Source organism: Ruegeria sp. BG9, assembly GCF_056538305.1.
This window is the reverse complement of the sequence record NZ_JBQFSY010000015.1, coordinates 53,821-73,555: the sequence shown is the minus strand read 5'-3', so window position 1 is coordinate 73,555 and position 19,735 is coordinate 53,821. Positions and strand designations below refer to the sequence as shown.

Below are 19,735 nucleotides of genomic sequence, written 5' to 3'. Positions count from 1 at the left end.
GGATACTGAACAGGCATCTCCCAGCCCGCAAAATCAACCATCTTTCCACCCAACTCAACGTGAAGAGAGTAAAGTGGAGTGCGATTCGGTGAAGTCATCTTTCTAACCTTTCAATCAGCGGGATTGGTCACGAACGACCGTCACGGTGCAGTGCGCATTCCGCACCACCCGGGCCAGGTTCGGGCCAATTTCATAGTTCGGGAAATCGCCCTTGGTGGAGGCCATGACAATCAGATCAAATCCCTCTTTGTAGGCGAGTTTCAGGATTTCACGGTAAACGCTGCCTTCTTCAATGTGGATCGCCACATCGGAGGCATCGCCGTGGTCCAGAATGGCCTGAACCGCGTTGCGGACGTGATCCTTTGCTCCGGCGCCATAGTTCGCGGGCAGGTTCGGAAGTTGGATAATCTCGGGGATGACGGCAACTGCGTGCAGTTCGGCACCGTAGAATTTCACCTGTTCCAAAGCGACCGGCAGAGCCAGTTTCCAGGAACGGTCGTCGGTATGATCAATGGGCAGCAGGATTTTCGTGGCCATCACGTCTCTCCTCGAGATATGGAATTCTGTTTCAAAGGCGGGGGGCCAGATTGGCCCCCCCTTTTTTGGTCGGGCCGAACTTATTCGGCAGGTTTTGCCTCCGGCTCTTCGGACTGGCCGCCCGAGGCGAAGAACTCTTTCGTCAGTTTGAAGACGATCGGACTCAACAGGGCCAGGGCGATCAGGTTCGGGATAGCCATCATGGCGTTCAACGTGTCTGCCAGCAGCCAGATAAAGCCCAGATCTGCAGTTGCGCCGAAGTAGATCATGACGATCCACAGGACGCGGTAGGGCATCAGGGATTTCACACCCAGCAGGAACTCAACGCATTTCTCACCATAGAAGGACCAGCCAAGGATAGTGGTGAAGGCGAAGATCGACAGAGCGATGGCGATCAGATACCCACCGATACCCGGCAGCGACAGTTCGAACGCGTGGCTGGTCAGAGCCGCACCGGATTCACCCGATGTCCACGCACCCGAGGCGATGATTGCCAGACCGGTGATCGAGCAGACGATGATTGTGTCGATGAACGTACCCAGCATCGCGATCAGGCCCTGGTTTACCGGACCTTTGGTCTCGGCAGCGGCGTGCGCAATCGGGGCGGAACCCAGACCCGCTTCGTTCGAGAACACACCACGTGCCACACCAAAGCGGATGGCAGCCCAAACGGCAGCACCCGCGAAACCACCTTCTGCGGCGGACGGAGTGAACGCGTAGGTGAAGACGAGCGACAGCGCCTGTCCGATGTTGCCGATGTTGATCAGCAGAACCAGCAGACCCGCGATGATATAAGCAACAGCCATGAACGGAACCAGTTTGCCGGCAACCGCACCGATGCGAGTGATACCGCCTAGGATAACAGCTGCGGTCAGCACCATCAGAACAACGCCGGTGACCGAGGTATTCAGGCCGAAGTTCGCTTCAAGAACTTGTGCCACACCGTTGGCCTGCACGCCGTTGCCGATGCCGAAGGCGGCGATCGCGCCAAACAGGGCGAATGCTACACCCAGCCACGCCCATTTTGCGCCGAGTCCATTCTTGATGTAGTACATCGGGCCGCCGACATAGTTCCCCAGCTCGTCTTTTTCGCGATATTTCACCGCGCAGACAGCTTCGGCATATTTGGTGGCCATGCCCACCAGGGCGGTCATCCACATCCAGAACAAGGCGCCTGGACCGCCCAGGAAGACAGCAGTGGCCACACCAGCGATGTTACCTGTACCGATGGTTGCTGACAGCGAGGTCATCAGCGCGTTGAACGGGCTGATCTGCCCTTCGCCCTGACCTTCCCGGCCTTTGAACAACAAGCTGAAGCCCGTGCCAATGCGCAGGATCGGCATGAATTTCAGCCCGACCTGCAGGAAGAAGCCAACGCCAAGAATGAGAACCAGCATCAGCGGCCCCCACACGACGCCATTGATGGCTCCTACGATTGAATTTAACGCTTCCATGGTATTCCTCCCTAGTGCGTCTGGTTATGCCCCGGCAGCAATTGCTCGTTGGCGAGCTTGCTTGAGGGCGGCAAAGTCTTCGTCCGCGTGGAACGACGAACGGGTCAGCGGAGTGGCCGACACGTGTAAAAAGCCCTTGGAGCGCGCGATCTGCTCCAGCTGGGCGAACTCTTCCGGTGACCAGAACCGGTCGATCGGGTGATGTTTCGGGGTCGGTTGCAGGTATTGCCCGACTGTCAGGAAATCGACATTTGCAGCGCGCAGGTCATCCATCACTTGGCGCACGTCACTGAGGCTTTCGCCAAGACCGACCATCAGGCCGGATTTGGTGAAGATCTCAGGGTTTGCGCGCTTGGCATCGTCCAACAGGCGCAAAGACGAATAGTATCGCGCACCGGGACGAACCGTTGGATAAAGATGCGGCACAGTTTCCAGATTGTGGTTGAAAACGTCAGGTGCTGCTTCAAATACCAGATCTGCGGCTGTCCCTTTTCCCAAGAAGTCCGGAGTTAGAACTTCGACGGTGGTTTCAGGGTTTTGGTGCCGCACCGCTCGGATGGTCTGCGCGATATGTTCGGCGCCGCCGTCATCCAAGTCATCGCGGTCAACCGATGTGATCACCACATGACGAAGCCCCAGCTTCTTGACGGCCGCCGCGACACGGCCCGGTTCGAACACATCCAATGCATCCGGTCGACCGGTGGCCACGTTGCAGAAGGAACAGCCACGCGTGCAAACCTCGCCCATGATCATCATGGTGGCGTGGCGCTTGGACCAGCACTCGCCGATATTGGGACAGGCGGCCTCTTCGCAAACCGTCGCCAGGTTATGCTCGCGCATCAAGCGGCGGGTTTCATAGTACTCGGCGCTGTCACCCTTTTTCTTGCGAATCCACTTGGGCTTGCGGGGAATGACACTGTCTGCCTTCTTGGCCTTTTCGGGGTGGCGGGGGCGAAGCTGGATGGTCATCTGGCGGCTCCTTCTTACGCGTGGATCGCGCGACCCATGGCGTCGAGGCAGGCTTCTTTGACCGCCTCGCCCATAGCCGGATGTGCATGACAGGTGGAGGCGACTTCGGCGACGGTAGCACCTTTGGTCATCGCCAGAACGAGTTCCGCGATCAGATCACCGCCGTGCGCACCGCAAATATGCGCGCCGAGGATTTTGCCGTTCGGTTCAACCAAAACCTTGACCGCGCCGTCGGTTTCTCCTGTCGACCGAGCGCGCGAGTTGGCCATGAACGCGAATTTGCCGACCGCGTATTCGGCACCGGCTTTTTTCAGCGCCCCTTCAGTCACACCGACCGAGGCGACCTCAGGTTCGGTGTAAACGACGCCCGGTACGGTGTTGTAGTCGACATGGCCGCCCAGCCCCGCCAACATCTCAACGCAGGCAACGCCGTCTTCTTCGGCCTTATGGGCCAGCATCGGTCCGGGGACGCAGTCCCCGATCGCATAGATGCCGGGAACCGATGTGCGGAAGCTGTTGTCAACTTGAACAAAGCCGCGCGGGTCAAGAGCTATCCCCAATTCTTCCAGCCCCAACCCGCGCGTGACGGGTCGGCGTCCGACGGCGATCAGAACCTTGTCGGCTTGGATCACCTCTTCCTTGTCTTTGCCGACCCGGTCCAGAGTAAGCGTCAATCCGGTTTCAGACTTTTCAATGGCCTTCAGCGCGCGTCCCAACTGGAACTTTAGGCCGCGTTTGCTGAGCGCGCGCTGCGCCAGTTTCGCAATCTCGCCGTCAATACCAGGCAGAACGCGGTCCAGATACTCAACCACTGTGACCTTGGCCCCAAGACGCGCCCAAACCTGACCCAACTCAAGCCCGATCACTCCTGCGCCGACGACAACCAGATGATCCGGCACCGTGTCCAGCGCCAAGGCACCAGTTGAGCTGAGAACATCCTTCTCATCGATCTCGATACCGTTCAGAGGTGTCGGCTCAGACCCAGTGGCGATCAAGATATTCTTGGCATCATAGATATCGTCGCCAACCTGCACTTGCCCGTCCGCCGGAATGCGGGCCCAGCCTTCGATCAGCTCAACGCCGTTCTTCTTGAATAGAAAACCGATGCCCTTGGTCAGATCGCCAACGATCTTGTCCTTGCGCCCCATCATTGACGGCACGTCGATGCTGGCCCCCTCGACCGCAATGCCATGGGAGGAGAGATGTGCAAGCTCGGTATATTTGGCCGAGGAGGTCAGCAACGCTTTGGAGGGGATGCACCCAACATTCAAACAGGTTCCGCCCAGCGCCCCACGCCCTTCCACGCAAGCCACTTTCATACCCAGTTGAGCCGCGCGGATAGCGGCAACATAACCGCCGGGGCCGCCCCCGATGACGATGAGATCGTAAATGCTCATTGGGTGTTCTTTCAGTAGATTGGATAGTGGGCGCAGAGGGCGCGGACTTTTGCGCGGGTCTCGGCTTCGATGGTTGCATCGCCTTCAGGAGACTCACGTAGCGCATCGAGAACATCGCCGATCAAATGGCCGATCTGAGTGAACTCTTCAGGCCCAAACCCGCGACTACATCCAGCGGCCGTTCCCAGCCGGATACCGCTCGTGATCGTCGGCTTTTCCGGATCACCCGGGACGCTGTTCTTGTTGCAAGTGAAACCGGCGCGTTCGAGCGCAGCTTCTGCATCTTTGCCGGTAACGCCAAGCGGCCGCAGATCAACCAGCATAAGGTGGTTTTCTGTGCCGCCCGAAACGATATCACAACCACGCGCCATCATGACGTTGGCCAAAGCGGTGGCGCTGTCGACGACGTGCTGCATGTATTCCTTGAACTCTGGCTTCAACGCTTCGCCAAAAGCGACGGCCTTACCTGCGATCACGTGCATCAAGGGGCCGCCCTGAAGCCCGGGGAACACAGCAGAGTTGATCTTTTTCGCCAACGCCTCGTCATTCGTCAGAATGATCCCACCGCGCGGACCGCGCAGAGTCTTGTGGGTCGTCGAGGTGACCACATGCGCGTGACCAATTGGCGAGGGGTGCAGCCCGGTCGCTACCAGACCCGCGATATGCGCCATATCGGCCAGCAGCCAGGCACCGACCTCATCCGCGATCGCGCGGAACCGCGCGAAATCGATCTTTTGCGAATAGGCCGACGCACCAGCGATAATCAGCTTTGGGTTTTGAGCCTTGGCCAGCGCTTCGACTTGGTCATAGTCGATCAGCCCCTCGTCCGTCAGGCCGTACTGAACCGGGTGAAACCATTTGCCCGACTGCGCAGGCTTGGCACCATGCGTCAGGTGACCACCGGCATCAAGCGACATGCCAAGGATCGTGTCACCGGGGCTGAGCAGCGCAAGTTTCACCGCTCCGTTTGCCTGCGCGCCAGAGTGTGGCTGAACATTGGCAAACTCACAGCCGAACAACCTCTTCAGTCGTTCGATGGCTTCGACCTCAACCTCATCCACATATTCGCAACCGCCGTAGTAGCGGCGACCGGGATAGCCCTCCGCGTACTTGTTCGTGAGAACAGAACCCTGCGCGTCGATCACAGCCTGCGAGACGATATTCTCGGACGCGATAAGCTCGATCTGTTCTGCTTGCCGCTTGCCTTCACGTACAATCGAAGCAGCAATAACCGGATCTGCATCTTTGAGCGATTTTGTAAACAAGGTTCCCTCCTCCATACTCGAATCCCAAGTACGAAATTTTGTTTCCTATAGTGGAAATTGGATACTCAAGGCAACATATATCTCGTACTTGTGAAGTTGTGTAAGGATGGGGAAATCGGTAACCTGCGGAAAATCAGGGAGATTTCTATGGTCGATGACAGCTTGAACGACGCCGTCGGGCCGGAAGAACAGGACGAAGGCGCTGCTTTGGGGCGCTCAATCCGGGATGCGCGCCGTGCAAAAGGGTGGACATTGGAGGAAGCCGGACGGGCGGCGGGAATCGGTCGCTCGACACTTTCCAAGATCGAAAACAACCAGACTCGACCCAGCTTCGATATTGTTCGCAGGCTGACCCAAGCGCTGGAAATGAGCACTCCGCAGCTGTTTCTGCAATCGGGCCAAAGCGGTATTTCGGGTCGCCGCGATTACACTCCAAAAGGGCAGGGCGAGATGAAGGACACCCCGACATATCTGCACGAGTTGCTCTGCCCTGAACTGACCAGCAAGCGAATGCTGCCTTACATCGCGACGATCAAAGCCCGCGATGTGTCTGAATTCGAGAACTGGATCAGACATTCGGGTGAAGAGTTTATGTACGTGATCAGCGGTGAGTTGACCTTTATTTCGGAACACTACCGCCCGTTGACCATGAAGGCCGGGGATTCCCTGTACTACGACAGCGGCATGGGTCACGGCTGCATCTCGACGAGCAAGGAAGACGCAAAAGTCTTGTGGGTTTCGCTAGAGTGATCTGAGCACGCAGTCGGTTGGACTCGTATCTCCCTCCTTATATCAGAAACAACGCGCGCACCTACGCGACGGAATGCGCCAAAGAATTTGCAAAGCAATTTTTCGAAGGCTTGACGGCACGCTGCAAATTGATGGTTGAGCCAGATATGGGGACCTACTCACACGGCATTAGGGTGCAATCCGTTTGGTTCATCGCTGGCCACACGCCCTTCGTTGACTCTTTGACGTGGCTGGTAAAGCCACTTCGATTGCGGCATCTCACAGATCCACAAACGTTATCGAATTGAAAGGTAAACCAGGGGGTGTCCGTAGGGTGGATTGGTAGCACTATCTAAATCGTCGATGTCCATTTGATCCTGCCATTCGCAACGAAGTCACACCTTAAAGAGATCTTATTCCGCTTTCTGAATTTGTCTGATGGTGTCACCGTCTTGGCGTTGCAATGGTTTAGCGTTCCTTTCGTGGTGTGATTTCTAGCGGCAGGCTCCCAAATCGAACCGCGCCGCCATAGCCCCACTGCGTTCAATCCTCTAACGAGCACGAACACCGCCCATTCCTGGGTCTCAAGTAAGTCGTTTTTCTTCCATGGAGACTTTGATGCGGGAGAGTGTCAAACCTCTATGGCCATCAGATCGCGTGCCCCGATGAGTCGCGGCTAGACCTCGGTTTTTGAATAGTTACCAATAGAGGTGTCAAAGAATTTTTCAGCCCCGATTCGCACACGGAGCAGCGAATTCCACCTTATTGGCGCAATGGACAATTAGAGAGAGAAACGAAATGAACACTCTTTTTTCAGATCGTATCTCAGCGTTGCGCCATGCAATCGCGTTTCAAGACCAACTTCACGTCGTTGATGTAGGCGCAAACCCGATGAAACACGAAACGCCTTACAAGCTTCTGCACATGAATGGCGATCTTGCCGTAATCGGCTTTGACCCGCAGGCAGAAACGCTTGCGAGCCTACAACACGACGACAGAACACGGGATCAGTTTTTGCCCCATGCGATAGGCGACGGTGAATCACATCAACTAAACATTTACCATGGGTCTGGGCTGACCTCTCTTTTGAAAATCAGGCGCAAAACCCTTTTTTACCTTATGGGTCTCAAGCGCGCTGCTAGACTGGTTGATACCGCGACTTTCGACACCAAGCGGCTGGATGATCTTGACGATATTCAGCGTATGGACTTGTTGAAAATTGATGTCCAGGGTGCCGAAACGATGGTTTTTGAAAACGGTCATTCGAAACTAGAGAGCACCTTAGCTGTACATACCGAGGTCAATTTTTTTCCCCTATACGAGAATCAACCAAGCTTTGGTGAAGTGGATGTGTCCCTTCGACAAGCGGGCTTTGTGCCTCATTCATACTACCACACCGTCACACGGCAGGTGCGCTCTTCCTTCACAAAACATGTGCAAAATCTGCCTCGAACCCACTTGCTGGACGGAGACATGATTTATTTTCGCGATCTGTCTGACGCTGCAACGCTGAGTGATGAAGATCTTCGAAAGCTCGCATTGATTTCAGATGGGATATACGGGTTCTATGACTACACTTTGCGTTGTGTTGACGAACTCAAAAGGAGGGGAATGGTAGAGAATAGAGCGGTAGAAAACTACCTTAGGCTCCTGAACGACACTCTGTTATCTAACTAGTAAGAAATGGCGGTGCGAAAGAAAGTTCCGGCCGCACCTTTCGGCCAGTACCCTTTAGTCTACACCAAAGAAAAGCGCGCTGTGCGCGCGCAATCGAAAGGGAAGCGAGTATCGCAAGCCGTCACAAACAGTCAAACATCACCAGCCTGATGCCCTGAAACTACGCCTCTGACGTGTGATCGACACAAAGCTCGCTCCAAGTCTACGTTTCATGGTCCAAGCCTTGTTCGGACGGACAACTAGCACCTAGTGGCCTCACTGCGCAGGGCTGTGAAACATTCACTTGGGCTCACGACTCATAACAAGCGAACAACGATTACCGCAAGCGCGACTGCGGACAGGAAGCCCTACGGGCATCTACTGCAAATGCTCAAGACAGTTCACTAAATTCGTTCAATTGCGGTTTTGACTTGGCCGCAAAACTGATCAATATCGCGCTCTAACATATCGCTTTTTCGGGTCTCATCTCTGACCGCGGCCAGTTCATCTGCAACCACACGAACATCTTCAAACGGAGCTGCCTCCGCGATGCGCAACAGAGCTCGAATAAGGGCGGCCGTTACGAGCCCATTGCCCCTGGCTGCGCGTCGCAGAGCTGGCATCGAATCGTGAAACAGTGCCTCAGCCGTGATGGACGGGTAAATAACCCGCACGTTTCCGTCATCATCCCGATACACACCTGTACAGAGCTTTGACGACCACGCTCGAGCCAGAGACGCCGATAGACGGTCGATGCAGACTATTGCGGTGAACGTGTCGTTGACACCTGGCGACAGAGCCCGAAGTGCGATTTCAACGAGAAGATGGACAGAAAAGCGGATATCTCCATTAGGATCTCGCGCGGGGATCAACGGAGCTGCCGCTTGCACCAGATGATTGAGGCTTTCGTCACTTTCACCATAAACATGGGCCAAAGTGTCAGATGGAACCATAAAGTCTCCTGGCTGCACATCAAAAACGACGACGGCTCCTGCTTCCTTGACCACAGTCACCAGACCTTCGATATTGATCGAGTTCACATATCCAGTGCCCGAAGCCGAGACTTGGCGCTTGTCTCCCTCCTCAGGGACTGCCTTTGAAGATGGAATATCTGCACTGTTTTCGATTGCGGCGCTTACTTGGCGATCCAAGGCCTCAGAAATCCGCGCCGCCTCCTGATCAATGGTTACGCGCGTCGATACTGTATGAACGAAAAGAAGCAGTAGTAGAACTGAGGTGATCGAATAGATCATACCAATCGCAACGGCCAAATTAACGAATGTGTCATCGCGTATCAGCCACAGGATCATCAAGCTGTATAAGAACGTTGCTCCAAGTGAGCCAACTGCAATCTGATTTACCCTGTCTTCGCCAAAACGCTGCAAGAGCCTGGGTCCAATAGATCCTGCCGCCAAAGTGTAAACCAGCAGAACAATGGAATAGACCATGACCAACGCGGACATGGATGCTGCCGAGATTGCGCTGAGAACATCGCTCGCAGTGTGATTGGAAACACTGAGCCAATCAGAAGTGGACCAACCCCAACCTATGAGCGCTTGCTCCGTCCTGAAGACAATCCCAGCCACCAAAAGCCCTGAGAGGCTTATGGCAGCAGGGATGGTTAGGAACCCGCGAAAGTACCTCACTAATTCTCTAGGTGTTTGCATTCCGGTCCCCATTCAAGACACGAGCATTGTTCACAAACTCAGCTTTATGCGAACCGGTCCGCCGCTTCTTTCAAAGCACTCTGCATATCGCCCCATGCAGCCTCGTAGCCCTCTTTGACGTCTTCCCAGGCTTCGTCGCTAGTCGACTTCAAATCATTCAGTTGAGCCTCTGCGTCAGACCTTGCCTTGTAGAGCTTACTGAGCTGCTCCTCGAGCTCGAGTTTGGCGTCCGCTTCGGACACCTTCAGCTTGGCTTCGAGAACATCAAGTTGAGCATTCCAGCTATCCAGTTGCAGCTGCGCCTTTCTCTCGTACCCAACACGTGTCATCAAATTTTCCTTTCTTCTCAAACTTTGGTTCAGATCAATGAGAGCCGACAATCAGGCCGCAACAATTGCCTTGAGCATCCAGACCGCTTCCTCATGCTTCGCCATTCTGGCGTTCATCAGATCCTCTGTAGCCCCATCGCCATAACGAGCGGCGGTTGCGGCAGTCTCACGCAGGTTTCGGGCAATCGCTTCGTGGTCAGTGACCAGTTGCTTGATCATAGCCTCTGCGTCTTTGACTGTTTCTTCTTCGGTCAACTTGGCTTGGCTAACCATTTCCGTGAACGAAATCGGGGCCACCTGACCCAGAGCGCGCGCACGCTCGGCCAAATCATCCGCAGCTTCAAACAGGTCGCGATACTGACGCTCTGTCAGTTCATGGATCGGCAGGAAAAGTGGGCCCACGACGTTCCAGTGTGTGCCTTGCGTTTTCACCATCAGAACCATGGTATCGGCCAGCACTTCTGTCACCGCGTTGGCGATCCAGGCGTTCTTGTCGATACCTGTGTCGATGGTTTCTTCCTGAACTTCAGACTTCAAAACTTGCTGTATCATTTTCACTCCGTTTCGTTGCTTGTGGAGTTGAACCTAAGAGCGAAAAGCTATTTTTCAAATAAAATCATATACTTATAATATGTATCCGACACATCATGCGGCGCTTCATGATCCTGGGTAACCAGCCCAACTTGCCAACATTGCTGTAGACACGCAGGCCCAATGCCATACATGCTTGGAGTAACTGACGTAAGCTACTGAGGTCATGCCAGTGTCTGATCAAAATCGACCACCAAAGCGCACAGAAAAACTGCAACTGATGCTCGACCTCGAGGAGCTTAAAGCCATCGATGATTGGCGGTTCGAGAACAGATTGCCATCCAGAGCGGCCGCCATTCGAGAACTCATCCGTCGTGGTCTGATTTCCAACGAGTTCGAAGAGCCACCTACTGACGCGCCTTCCGGGGAGTTTCGTGTTGTGGACGAGTGACAGGAAAACCCGCAGGGCAATCCAGTGACGCCAGTGGTGGACCAACATGGCATGAGCGATCACACGATCCTCTACGTCAGCATCAATTCATCGGTGAAAGGGTATGAGGCGCTCCAACATCTGAGCGTTGGCCGCGTTCACAACAGCATCTTTTTTCAGATGGATGATGACGCCCCGCCATACCGAATTGCGCGTGCGACCTGTTTTGTCAAAGGCCGGCTCGGGTAGATCGGCTGACAGAACATTGGGCGCTGTTTCAGATCCAATCCAAGCCTCGAAGGTATCAAAAAGTGCCGCGTTCACCGGGTGCGCCGGACGAATTGTCATCAGCCTCAAGCTGATCGGCAACATCGTCCATGGTGGCGGGGTTTTTGTTAGAGATCACCGGCTCGCGCAAGTCAATTGCATCGAAATAAGGGAACTTGACATGTGGAGCTACGCAAGAGCCGAACAGGAAGAGGGGGCAGCTAGCACCCCCGCAAATATTGTCAGGCCTTGATCAGATGCCCGCCATCAATATCCAGCACAGAACCTGTCAGGAAATCGTTGGTCATTGCCATGATGACAGCTTGAGCGATTTCGCTGGCCCTGCCGACGCGGCCAACAGGGAGCGATCCACCAACCTGTGCGTACATGCCTTCACGTGTCTCTTCTGGCATGCCTGCATAGGCTTCGGTCGCAACCATCCCGGGGCTGATGCAGTTGACACGGGCCGTACCCGCCAGTTCTTGCGCGAGCCCCATGGTCAAAGCCTCAACAGCCGCGTTCACCGCACCCAGACCGGTGGCGCCGGCCGATGGGCGGCGGCTCAGGACGCCGGAAAACAGCGTGATCGATGCGCCGTCGGACAGATACGGCAGAACCTCGCGAGCGGTTACGTAGGGGCCAATGAATTTGGCCTCAATCATGCCCCGCAGGTCGTCAGTCGGCAGTTCATCAAACGCGCCGTGCGCAGCCATGGATGCCGAGATGACGAGATGATCGACCATGCCAAGGCTGGCAGCCCAGGCTTTGACAGCTGCTTCGTCAGTGGTGTCAACAGAAGCGACCGAAATGTCGCCTTCAATTTCAGACGCAACGGCCGTCAGTTTCTCTTGGTTGCGGCTTGAGATTGTAACCTTGGCGCCCAAACTGGCTGCAAATTCAGTTGTTGCCTTGCCCATACCGCTACCGCCGCCAACGATGACGACATGTTTGCCTTTTAGCGCGGTTTCAAAAACGTTTGTCACAGTTCAACTCCTCTTTCTTTCAGTGGCATTCGCACCGGATCGCCGCTCTGGGTTGGTTTGGCTGGTTGAGGATCACTCTTCCAGGCCCAACTCCGGTGTTAGATACTCCGGCAACCATTGTGCCCCTTGGAGCTTTCGACCCGCCGCAATCTGAGCGTTTGTTGCTTCTGATCGGATATTTAATGCGCAGTATGAAGTTGTTGAAATGGATAAATAGAATGCAATAAATTCACCCTATGAATATCAATTCTCTCGACCTCAACCTCCTCAAAGCCTTCGACGCGATGTACCGAGAACGTCATGTCGGCCGCGCTGGGGCGTCTATAGGTCTTGCTCAGCCCTCCATGAGCAACGCGCTGAACCGGCTTCGCGCCAGGTTCGAAGATCCACTCTTTCAAAGGGGGCCGGGCGGAATGGTGCCAACCAGCCGTGCGGAAGAATTGGCGCCAAAAGTGCAAGGCGCGCTGACAATCGTTTCCGAAATGCTGGAGCAAACCGAGTTTGATCCCAAACACGCCCAAGGCCAAATCACCGTTGCAGCTTCGGACTTGGCAATTCTTCGTTTGGCGCCTGCGATGGTCACTTACTTTGCAGAACACGCACCAAATCTTAGCCTGATCTTCGTACCGATGAACAAAACGGATCTGATTGATCAATTGGATGCCGAAACAGTGACGTTGGCCATTGGTACATTTGGACATCTTCCTGCGCGGTTTCATCGACGGACGATTATGCCGGATAGTTTTGTATGTATCGCCCGTCGCGATCACCCTTTGACCCGAGATGGTTTGACACTTGAGTCGTTCCTAGAGGCTCGTCATGCATTGATGACACTGAACAATGACAAAATCGGTTTTGTAGATAAGGCACTAAAGAAGCTTGGAAAAGCTCGGCAAGTGGTTTTGACCTGCACCCAATTTGCTCTACTACCCGATATCGTCGCTCAATCCGACTTGATTGCAACTGTGCCAACGTCGTTGACTCCGGTTGCGCGGCGCGCTGGGTGTGACGTCTTTCCAACGCCATTGGATTTGCCGAAATGGGAAAGCGAAATGGTTTGGACCCAGAAAACAGCACATGAACCCTTGGGGCGCTTCGTTGTAGACTCATTCACTGAAATGAGCCGTTCGACGGAAATCGATCTGGGAAACACGTTTCCTGGGGTCAGGATTCATAACCAATAGATGACTGTAGTCTGCCACGCTAGCGCTGGAGAAAAAGAGGGGCGCTACGCCATCTGTTTGTCGCTCAGTCAGAAAAACCGCTAATGCCACCTCTCCGAATTCCAAGCCGTGAATCGTGCAGCGCAACGAAAATTAATTCATCCTGACCTTACGGGTCGGACTGAACCTAGCATCATCCAAAGCTTTAAAGCTATCTAGGTCCGGTCAGCCCTTTCAGAACGAAATCCGCTGTGCTTGGGCTGCTTGCGAAGGGTAGATCATAAACGATCGCTAGACGACTCAGAGCTTTGACATCCACGTCGTGCGGCATCGGCGACATTGGGTCGATAAAAAAGAACAGACCGTCCAGCCGGCCCTCGCAGATCATCGCCCCAAGCTGCTGGTCGCCGCCTAGTGGCCCGCTGTGCAGCGCGGTGACATTAAGCTCAGGCAACGCGGCCCTGAGGCGGCCACCGGTGGTTCCGGTGGCGAACAACTCCGCCTGACTTAGGACGTCAGCATGGGACTGGGCCCATTCGACCATGAGGTCTTTCTTGGCGTCATGGGCAACCAGGGCCAGTTTCAGCGGTCTACCTGATGAATTGCTCGACATAGTCCGCTCCTAAACCAACTTCCTCATAGTGCTTACGGCACATGTCGATTTTAGTGAAGACGTCCTCGTAACCCATGGTTTTGCCCCATGGGTCAACATACAGCATCACGCCGTTGACCTGGAAATAGGTGATCATTTCGTCGACATCATCGGGTACGATCAGAGTGTGGGTTTCGCCCGGCGGTTCGAATACATAGCCGCCTTCCTCCGCGACCCAGTCATGTTCCAGATAGTGCCATCGACCTTTCAGAACAAAACCATGAACGGGCTGCGGATGCCGATGCCTCGACAGAACCCCGGATTTCCGCACCCGCAACAGGTTCATCCAGTACCCTTGGGACCGGTTCAAGCATAGCGGTCGGAACGAGACGTTTTCGGTTTGCGGCACCCAGACCCTCTCGTCTTTGGCGACGGCTTCAGGGATGACGATCTCATCCTGCGCATCCTTGGGGAAGGGCAGTTGATAAGGCATCCTGGGATCGTCGTCGTTTCCTTGTACTGGCATCGGTTGCCCTCCTCACATTGCAGAATAGCCGCCATCCACAGGATAGACAGCGCCGGTCACAAAAGCAGCCTCATCCGACAACAGCCAAGCAGCCAGTGCGCCAACCTCGGATGGTTTGCCCCAACGGTCCAGCGGCGTCCGACCCAGAATGGGCTGGTTGCGAGCCGGATCGGCGCGCAGAGCTTCTGTCATTTCGGTTTCGATCCATCCGGGTGCAACTGCGTTGACGCGCACACCATCTTCAGCCCATTTCCCGGCCAAAGCCTTAGTCAACTGCGCCACGCCGCCTTTGCTGGCAGAATAAGCAGGAACAAGTGGCCCACCAAAGTAACTGAGCATCGACGCGGTGTTCACGATGGCGCCACCTGACTCTGCCAACAAGGGTTGCGCGGCCAGACAACAGCGCATGGTACCGGTCAGGTTGATATCGATCACTGTCTCAAAAACGTCGATCTCATACTCCGCGCCACGTGCCAGAATACCTGCGCAATTGACCAGCCCGTCAAGCTTCTTAATCCCACCGAAGAACGCGGTTACGGCCTGAGTATCCCGCACATCCAACTGCGCACAGACGTCGTCAGGGTGCTGCGCGGCATATTCCGCAACCTCTTCAGCTCCGACACCTGTCGCAGTGATGCGCCATCCCTTTCGGCGAAGTTCCCCTGCGATACCAGCGCCTATTCCGCGGGTGCCGCCAATTACAACGGCGTATTTCATGAATCAGTCTCCTTCCGCAAGAAACGCCTCGACCGCGTCGCTGCGAGGCATCGGGGCAACCGCACCGTACCCTTGGGTCGAAAGCGCAGCAGCGGCGTTGGCATAGCGTGCGGCCTGAAATGGGTCGTCGCCCGCAACAATACGAGACAGGAAGGCACCGTCAAATGTGTCGCCTGCGGCCGTAGCATCCACCGCTTCGACCCGACGCCCTTTGACACGCTCGCGCTTGTCTAGTGTCGCAACCAAAGTCCCTTCGGCACCAAGCGTCAGGGCGACAATTCTTGCGCCGAGGTTCAGGTAAAAATCTGCGATGGCATCCGGGTCGGACAAGCCCGTCAGTTGCTCGGCATCATCCAGACCAGGAAGGGTAATATCGCATTGTGACATTACAGCGTGCGTCACAGCGCGGGCGCGTTCGATCGGCCATAGCTTCAGACGCAGATTGGTGTCGTAGGACACGAGGCCTCCGCCGTCCTTTACAATCTGAATGGCCCGAAACACGGTATCGGCGGCAACATCCGAAATCGCCTGACTGATCCCCGAAACGTGCAATATCTTCGCCGATTTCAACGCCGCCATTGGCAGATCATCTGGCTCCATCCGGCTACTGGCCGAGCCTTCGCGGAAGTAACTGAACTCATGCCCGTTCGCGCCATGCGTCACAAAATAGACCCCGGTATGAGCATCCGCGACCTGACGCACGGTCGAGGTGTCGATCCCCTCGGCCTTCCACAGGTCCATGAAAGAATTACCGAACGTATCAGCGCCGACATGCGTCACGTAGCCAACGGACGCACCCTGCCGCGCGGCGGCAATTGCGCAGTTTGAGGTGTCACCGCCATGTCCTGGCAGGTAGTTCCCGTCAGGCTGCTGGTTGAACTCCAGCATCGGTTCGCCAAGGCACAAAATATCGGGGGTCATGGTCATCTCATCTTTGCCAAAAAGGGTCAGCCCCGGTGGGCTGACCAAGGAGTTTGGGAGGGTTATTCGGCCGTATAGCTTTGGCCGACACCCGGAATCTTCCAGATACGGAAGTTCGGGATTTCGGGGTCTTCAAAGTTCATGTCACCATCGACCCAGATATGCAGGTGGTTCGAGACCACATACATCTCGCCGTCCGGACCCCAGGCCAGCGTATCCGGCCAGTTCATTTCCGGGTGGTGGACAAAACGGCTGACCTGACGGGTGGATTCATCGAACTTCATGATCCCGTCCAGCGACAGCGCGGTCATGTAGATGTTGCCCGCATTGTCGGCCGTCATACCGTCGGTGTTGGAAGGCAGCACTGCTGCGACGTCAACCGCGTTTTCAATCACCGTCTCGTTGGTCTCGAAGTCCCGCAGGATTTCGGTCGGCAGGCTATACAGGTGATTGCCCGTCAGGTTGGTCCAGTAGAGCGTCTTCTTGTCGCCTGACAACGCGATACCATCGGCACCAGTGCGCATGCCGCCATTCTTCAGTACAGGACGGTCGTCGATGTTGAAGAAGAAATTCGGCTCATCATTGGTGAACCGGTGCTGGTCCAGAATGCGGCGCACCGAGTTGGTGTTGCCGTCATAGACAATCAAACCGCCATGCAGCGGGTCACAGAAGATGCCGCTGTCGGCGATATAGGCAAAGCCGGTGTCGTTATCGACGGCCAGATCGTTCAGGAAAGAACACTCACGGTCCGCTTCTTCCGCCGTGAAGACATAGCGCTGAATTTCCCTGTTCTCTTTCAGATCCCAAAGCACCAGCTTGGCGTCGCCGTCTTCGAACGGAGGGCCTGCAACATGGCCCTGATCGAGAATCCACATCACGTCATTGCGGTCGATTTCAAAACCCAGCACGGCTTTCAGGCCATCGGGGTTCGACATGCTGTTCATGTCTTCAGACGGAAACGCCTCGAGTTCCCAAGTGTCGCCGTTCTTGACCAGCTTGGAGACGGTTGAGGGGATCTCTGCCCCACCCCAACGCGCGGTGGACACATAGATGTTGCCCTGGCTGTCGACCTTGGCGCCTTGAACCAACGCTTTGCCGTAAATCTCGCTCCCTTCCCAAGCGGATTTTGTCGCCGCGTCCTTGACGGCATAGGGCAGAGTGTTCCATTCCGCGACCACCTCGGGCCCGTTCGCGAGGGCCGGGGTAGCCAGAACGGCGGTAAGGGCCACCGTGTTGAGCATTCGTTTCAGCATGTATTCCTCCCTTGCTGAGATCTGGTGTCCCGCAGGTTGTTGCGAGCAACCTGCGGGACGGATTGTTGTTTTAGATACGGCCGTATTTCGCCAGACCTTCGCGCAGCGAGCCGCTTTCAATGATCAGACGCGCCTGTTCGGCTTCGCGCTCATCAATCTCGCGTGCCATGTCCAAGATGGGTTCTGCATGTTCACGGGGGACCACAACCGCACCGTCGATATCTGCAACGATGATGTCGCCGGGGTGTACAATCACACCGCCCATGTCGACTTCTACATTCGAAGCCAGAGTACGAACGCGGCCCAGAGTGGTACCCGGGTTAACGCAGCGGGAATAGACCGGGAAGTCATAGTCGCGCTTGATCTCGACCAGATCACGCACACCACCGTCCAGAACGGCACCTTCGTGTTTGTTGGCAACGGCTCCGGCGGTCATCAGACCACCCCACAGCGCCACATCGGTAGTGCCATTGGTCGAGATCACGATGACCGAACCGGCCTCGGATTCATCGATGGCGTCAAGCGCGTGCTGCGGTGGCAGGAATTCATCGGTAGGTCCTTCCAAGATTGTCACGGCAGGACCGACGATCTTCCTTTCATTGATGCGCGGCTTGATCGAGGCGGGCAGAAACCCGGTCTTGCCGGACACCTTGTCCACGGCATCCGCGACGGATGCGGTGGCCACGTCGCGAAACCCGGCAACGAGTTCTTGGGTGTTCATGAGAGTATCCTCTTACGTTGGGAAGATTGAAAAGATGCGACCGTGAGAGCCGTGTTGATTTGTGCGCGAGCCAAGTCGATGTGACCGGCCTCGAGCGCCTGGGCGGGCAGCAGATTTCCACCCATGCCAACGCAAAGCGCACCGGCGTTCAGATAGGATTGCGCAGTGTCAGGAGACACGCCGCCAGTCGGCATAAGGGCGAGAATGGGAAATGATTTGACGGCCTTCAGGAAGCCGGGCCCTCCGGCAGCATCGGCCGGAAGAATCTTGATCACCGCAGCACCGTTTTCCGCATGATGGTGAACCTCGCCCGGGGTCATTGCACCGGGCAGATAGGGCACTTTCGCAGCACCGGCTTCGCGCGCAGCAGCATCGCTCCAGCACGGAGAGACAACAAATTCGGCGCCGGCTGCAAGCATCTTTTCAGCCTGATCAGCGCTAAGAACCGTTCCCGCGCCGGTGCAAACATCAGGATAGCGCTGGCACAGCTCAGCGATCAGAGCTGCGGCATCCGGAACCGTAGTGGTGATCTCCAATGCTCGGATTCCGGCCTCGGCCAACAGGTCACAGGCCGTCAAAGCGATTTCGGGGTCGCTATGGCAGATCACCGGGACAATTTGCGCCGATCGCAAAGTGCTGAAGAAATCTACCATTTGTTCACCCAGTGATCGGGTTGCTCGTCCTCAAGGACTCTCGCGACTTCACGCGCAGCACATCGCTGCAGCACCGCAACCGAGCGCTCAGAGTACCAGGCAGCATGGTCCGACACGATGGTGTTGGGGCTATGCAAAAGGGGGTTGGTCAGGTCCACCGGTTCCTGTTCGAACACGTCGATCCCTGCCCCGAAAATGCGACCTTGGTGCAGGGCCTGAGCCAATGCGACTTCGTCCACCAAACCGCCGCGAGAGACATTGATCACGATCGAGGTCGGCTTCATCTGTGCGATACGCTCGGCATTCAGAATATGCCGCGTTTCGGGCGTGAGAGGAGCATGCAGACTGATGACGTCGGACGCTTTGCAGAGGTCGATCAAATCCACCTTTTGCACGTCCGCCGCTTGGGCTGCGTCGTCGCTAAGGTAGGGGTCGAACACCAGGACCGAAGAGAATCCCAGCGCCCGGAATTTCCGTGCAGTTTGTAGGCCGATCTTGCCGCAGCCAATCAGCCCAAGTGCGGCGTTTTCGCGGCTGGGGATCAACGCCGCCTGCCCTACTCCCCATTGACCCTGCCGCACTTCGGCATCCCGGGACGGAATGCGTCGCTGCACGGCCAAATACAACGCCAGCGCATGTTCGCTGACTTCGGTTTCCGCACCATAGTCTGGCACATTCGCAACATAGATGCCGCGCGATTGCGCGTAATCCAGGTCGATATTATCGACGCCCACCCCATAGCGGACGACGGCTTTCAGGTTCGGACAGGCATCGATCACGGCCGCATCCACAATGCGTTCCCGCACAAGGATGGCGACCGGATCCAATGCCTGCAGGGCCGGGACCGCCTCGGTTTCCGGCGCAACCGGCGCGATCTGAACATCCTGCTCGGCCAACACCGAAGCCTCGGTGTCATAGGCGGCATAGCCGGGTTCAAGAATAGCGATGGTTTGGCGGGTCATGTGGCGGTCCCTT

Annotated in this window: 21 protein-coding genes; 4 read left to right on the top strand and 17 right to left on the bottom strand. The window is 55.9% G+C overall.

The features are described from left to right. Positions 1 to 114: 114 nt before the first annotated feature. The 5 genes from ACR0I8_RS21550 to glyA all read right to left on the bottom strand — a co-directional run bounded on the left by ACR0I8_RS21550 (position 115) and on the right by glyA (position 5,637). On the bottom strand, positions 115 to 537 hold the full coding sequence (locus ACR0I8_RS21550) for a universal stress protein (RefSeq protein WP_170693146.1): 423 nt from the start codon (positions 535 to 537) through the stop codon (positions 115 to 117). 80 nt (positions 538 to 617) lie between these two features. Beyond that, a complete protein-coding gene (locus tag ACR0I8_RS21545; protein WP_170661310.1) occupies positions 618 to 1,991 on the bottom strand; it encodes an alanine/glycine:cation symporter family protein in 1,374 nt (457 codons plus the stop codon). Positions 1,992 to 2,015: 24 nt separating this feature from the next. After that, positions 2,016 to 2,960 (bottom strand): lipoyl synthase, encoded by a 945-nt coding sequence (lipA, locus tag ACR0I8_RS21540; protein WP_170693148.1) that lies wholly within the window; start codon positions 2,958 to 2,960, stop codon positions 2,016 to 2,018. A 14-nt stretch (positions 2,961 to 2,974) separates the two neighbouring features. Continuing rightward, the gene (lpdA, locus tag ACR0I8_RS21535) at positions 2,975 to 4,357 is read right to left on the bottom strand and encodes a dihydrolipoyl dehydrogenase (protein ID WP_170693150.1); all 1,383 of its coding nucleotides are present in this window, start codon (positions 4,355 to 4,357) and stop codon (positions 2,975 to 2,977) included. A gap of 11 nt (positions 4,358 to 4,368) precedes the next feature. Next, positions 4,369 to 5,637 carry a serine hydroxymethyltransferase gene (glyA, locus tag ACR0I8_RS21530; protein ID WP_170693152.1) on the bottom strand — a complete coding sequence of 423 codons (1,269 nt, stop codon included), beginning with the start codon at positions 5,635 to 5,637 and terminating at the stop codon, positions 4,369 to 4,371. Between the two features lie 132 nt (positions 5,638 to 5,769). On the opposite strand from glyA, the gene ACR0I8_RS21525 reads away from it, so the two are divergent. Continuing rightward, positions 5,770 to 6,372, top strand: coding sequence for an XRE family transcriptional regulator (locus ACR0I8_RS21525; RefSeq protein WP_170637784.1), 603 nt, complete (start codon positions 5,770 to 5,772; stop codon positions 6,370 to 6,372). A gap of 777 nt (positions 6,373 to 7,149) precedes the next feature. Beyond that, positions 7,150 to 8,028 (top strand): FkbM family methyltransferase, encoded by an 879-nt coding sequence (locus tag ACR0I8_RS21520; protein WP_170380683.1) that lies wholly within the window; start codon positions 7,150 to 7,152, stop codon positions 8,026 to 8,028. A gap of 383 nt (positions 8,029 to 8,411) precedes the next feature. On the opposite strand, the gene ACR0I8_RS21515 is transcribed toward ACR0I8_RS21520, so the two are convergent. Genes ACR0I8_RS21515 through ACR0I8_RS21505 form a run of 3 tightly spaced genes read right to left on the bottom strand, consistent with a single transcriptional unit; the run spans position 8,412 to position 10,555 of the window. Further along, entirely contained in the window at positions 8,412 to 9,674 is a 1,263-nt protein-coding gene (locus ACR0I8_RS21515) for a DUF2254 domain-containing protein (RefSeq protein WP_170693154.1), read from the bottom strand. A gap of 44 nt (positions 9,675 to 9,718) precedes the next feature. Continuing rightward, complete coding sequence (locus ACR0I8_RS21510; RefSeq protein ID WP_170693156.1) at positions 9,719 to 10,003, bottom strand: sll1863 family stress response protein; 285 nt, start codon at positions 10,001 to 10,003, stop codon at positions 9,719 to 9,721. Positions 10,004 to 10,054: 51 nt separating this feature from the next. Then, the gene (locus ACR0I8_RS21505; RefSeq protein WP_170693158.1) at positions 10,055 to 10,555 is read right to left on the bottom strand and encodes a Dps family protein; all 501 of its coding nucleotides are present in this window, start codon (positions 10,553 to 10,555) and stop codon (positions 10,055 to 10,057) included. 211 nt (positions 10,556 to 10,766) lie between these two features. Between ACR0I8_RS21505 and ACR0I8_RS21500 the strand changes: the two genes are divergently transcribed. Next, on the top strand, positions 10,767 to 10,985 hold the full coding sequence (locus ACR0I8_RS21500; RefSeq protein WP_152456637.1) for a hypothetical protein: 219 nt from the start codon (positions 10,767 to 10,769) through the stop codon (positions 10,983 to 10,985). A 488-nt stretch (positions 10,986 to 11,473) separates the two neighbouring features. Here ACR0I8_RS21500 and ACR0I8_RS21495 read toward each other — a convergent pair whose 3' ends face one another. Beyond that, a complete protein-coding gene (locus ACR0I8_RS21495) occupies positions 11,474 to 12,214 on the bottom strand; it encodes an SDR family oxidoreductase (RefSeq protein WP_170693164.1) in 741 nt (246 codons plus the stop codon). A gap of 236 nt (positions 12,215 to 12,450) precedes the next feature. Here ACR0I8_RS21495 and ACR0I8_RS21490 point away from each other — a divergent pair, with 236 nt between their 5' ends. Next, positions 12,451 to 13,398, top strand: coding sequence for a LysR family transcriptional regulator (locus ACR0I8_RS21490; RefSeq protein ID WP_170693168.1), 948 nt, complete (start codon positions 12,451 to 12,453; stop codon positions 13,396 to 13,398). Positions 13,399 to 13,588: 190 nt separating this feature from the next. Here ACR0I8_RS21490 and ACR0I8_RS21485 read toward each other — a convergent pair whose 3' ends face one another. The 8 genes from ACR0I8_RS21485 to ACR0I8_RS21450 all read right to left on the bottom strand — a co-directional run bounded on the left by ACR0I8_RS21485 (position 13,589) and on the right by ACR0I8_RS21450 (position 19,722). Continuing rightward, on the bottom strand, positions 13,589 to 13,990 hold the full coding sequence (locus tag ACR0I8_RS21485; RefSeq protein WP_170693172.1) for a methylglyoxal synthase: 402 nt from the start codon (positions 13,988 to 13,990) through the stop codon (positions 13,589 to 13,591). Next, complete coding sequence (locus tag ACR0I8_RS21480; protein WP_170380675.1) at positions 13,968 to 14,495, bottom strand: 2,4'-dihydroxyacetophenone dioxygenase family protein; 528 nt, start codon at positions 14,493 to 14,495, stop codon at positions 13,968 to 13,970. The genes ACR0I8_RS21485 and ACR0I8_RS21480 overlap by 23 nt, the downstream gene beginning before the upstream one ends. Positions 14,496 to 14,507: 12 nt before the next feature. Further along, positions 14,508 to 15,212, bottom strand: coding sequence for an SDR family oxidoreductase (locus ACR0I8_RS21475; RefSeq protein ID WP_170380674.1), 705 nt, complete (start codon positions 15,210 to 15,212; stop codon positions 14,508 to 14,510). Positions 15,213 to 15,215: 3 nt separating this feature from the next. Continuing rightward, complete coding sequence (locus tag ACR0I8_RS21470) at positions 15,216 to 16,133, bottom strand: sugar kinase (protein WP_170693175.1); 918 nt, start codon at positions 16,131 to 16,133, stop codon at positions 15,216 to 15,218. Between the two features lie 62 nt (positions 16,134 to 16,195). Beyond that, a complete protein-coding gene (locus ACR0I8_RS21465; RefSeq protein WP_170693177.1) occupies positions 16,196 to 17,386 on the bottom strand; it encodes an L-dopachrome tautomerase-related protein in 1,191 nt (396 codons plus the stop codon). A gap of 70 nt (positions 17,387 to 17,456) precedes the next feature. Then, positions 17,457 to 18,107: an RraA family protein gene (locus tag ACR0I8_RS21460; RefSeq protein WP_170693179.1), complete on the bottom strand. Its 651-nt coding sequence runs from the start codon at positions 18,105 to 18,107 to the stop codon at positions 17,457 to 17,459. Further along, positions 18,104 to 18,760, bottom strand: coding sequence for a bifunctional 4-hydroxy-2-oxoglutarate aldolase/2-dehydro-3-deoxy-phosphogluconate aldolase (locus ACR0I8_RS21455; RefSeq protein ID WP_170693181.1), 657 nt, complete (start codon positions 18,758 to 18,760; stop codon positions 18,104 to 18,106). The genes ACR0I8_RS21460 and ACR0I8_RS21455 overlap by 4 nt, the downstream gene beginning before the upstream one ends. Next, the gene (locus ACR0I8_RS21450; protein ID WP_170693183.1) at positions 18,754 to 19,722 is read right to left on the bottom strand and encodes a C-terminal binding protein; all 969 of its coding nucleotides are present in this window, start codon (positions 19,720 to 19,722) and stop codon (positions 18,754 to 18,756) included. Before ACR0I8_RS21450 ends, ACR0I8_RS21455 begins: the two co-directional genes overlap by 7 nt. Positions 19,723 to 19,735: the final 13 nt, after the last annotated feature.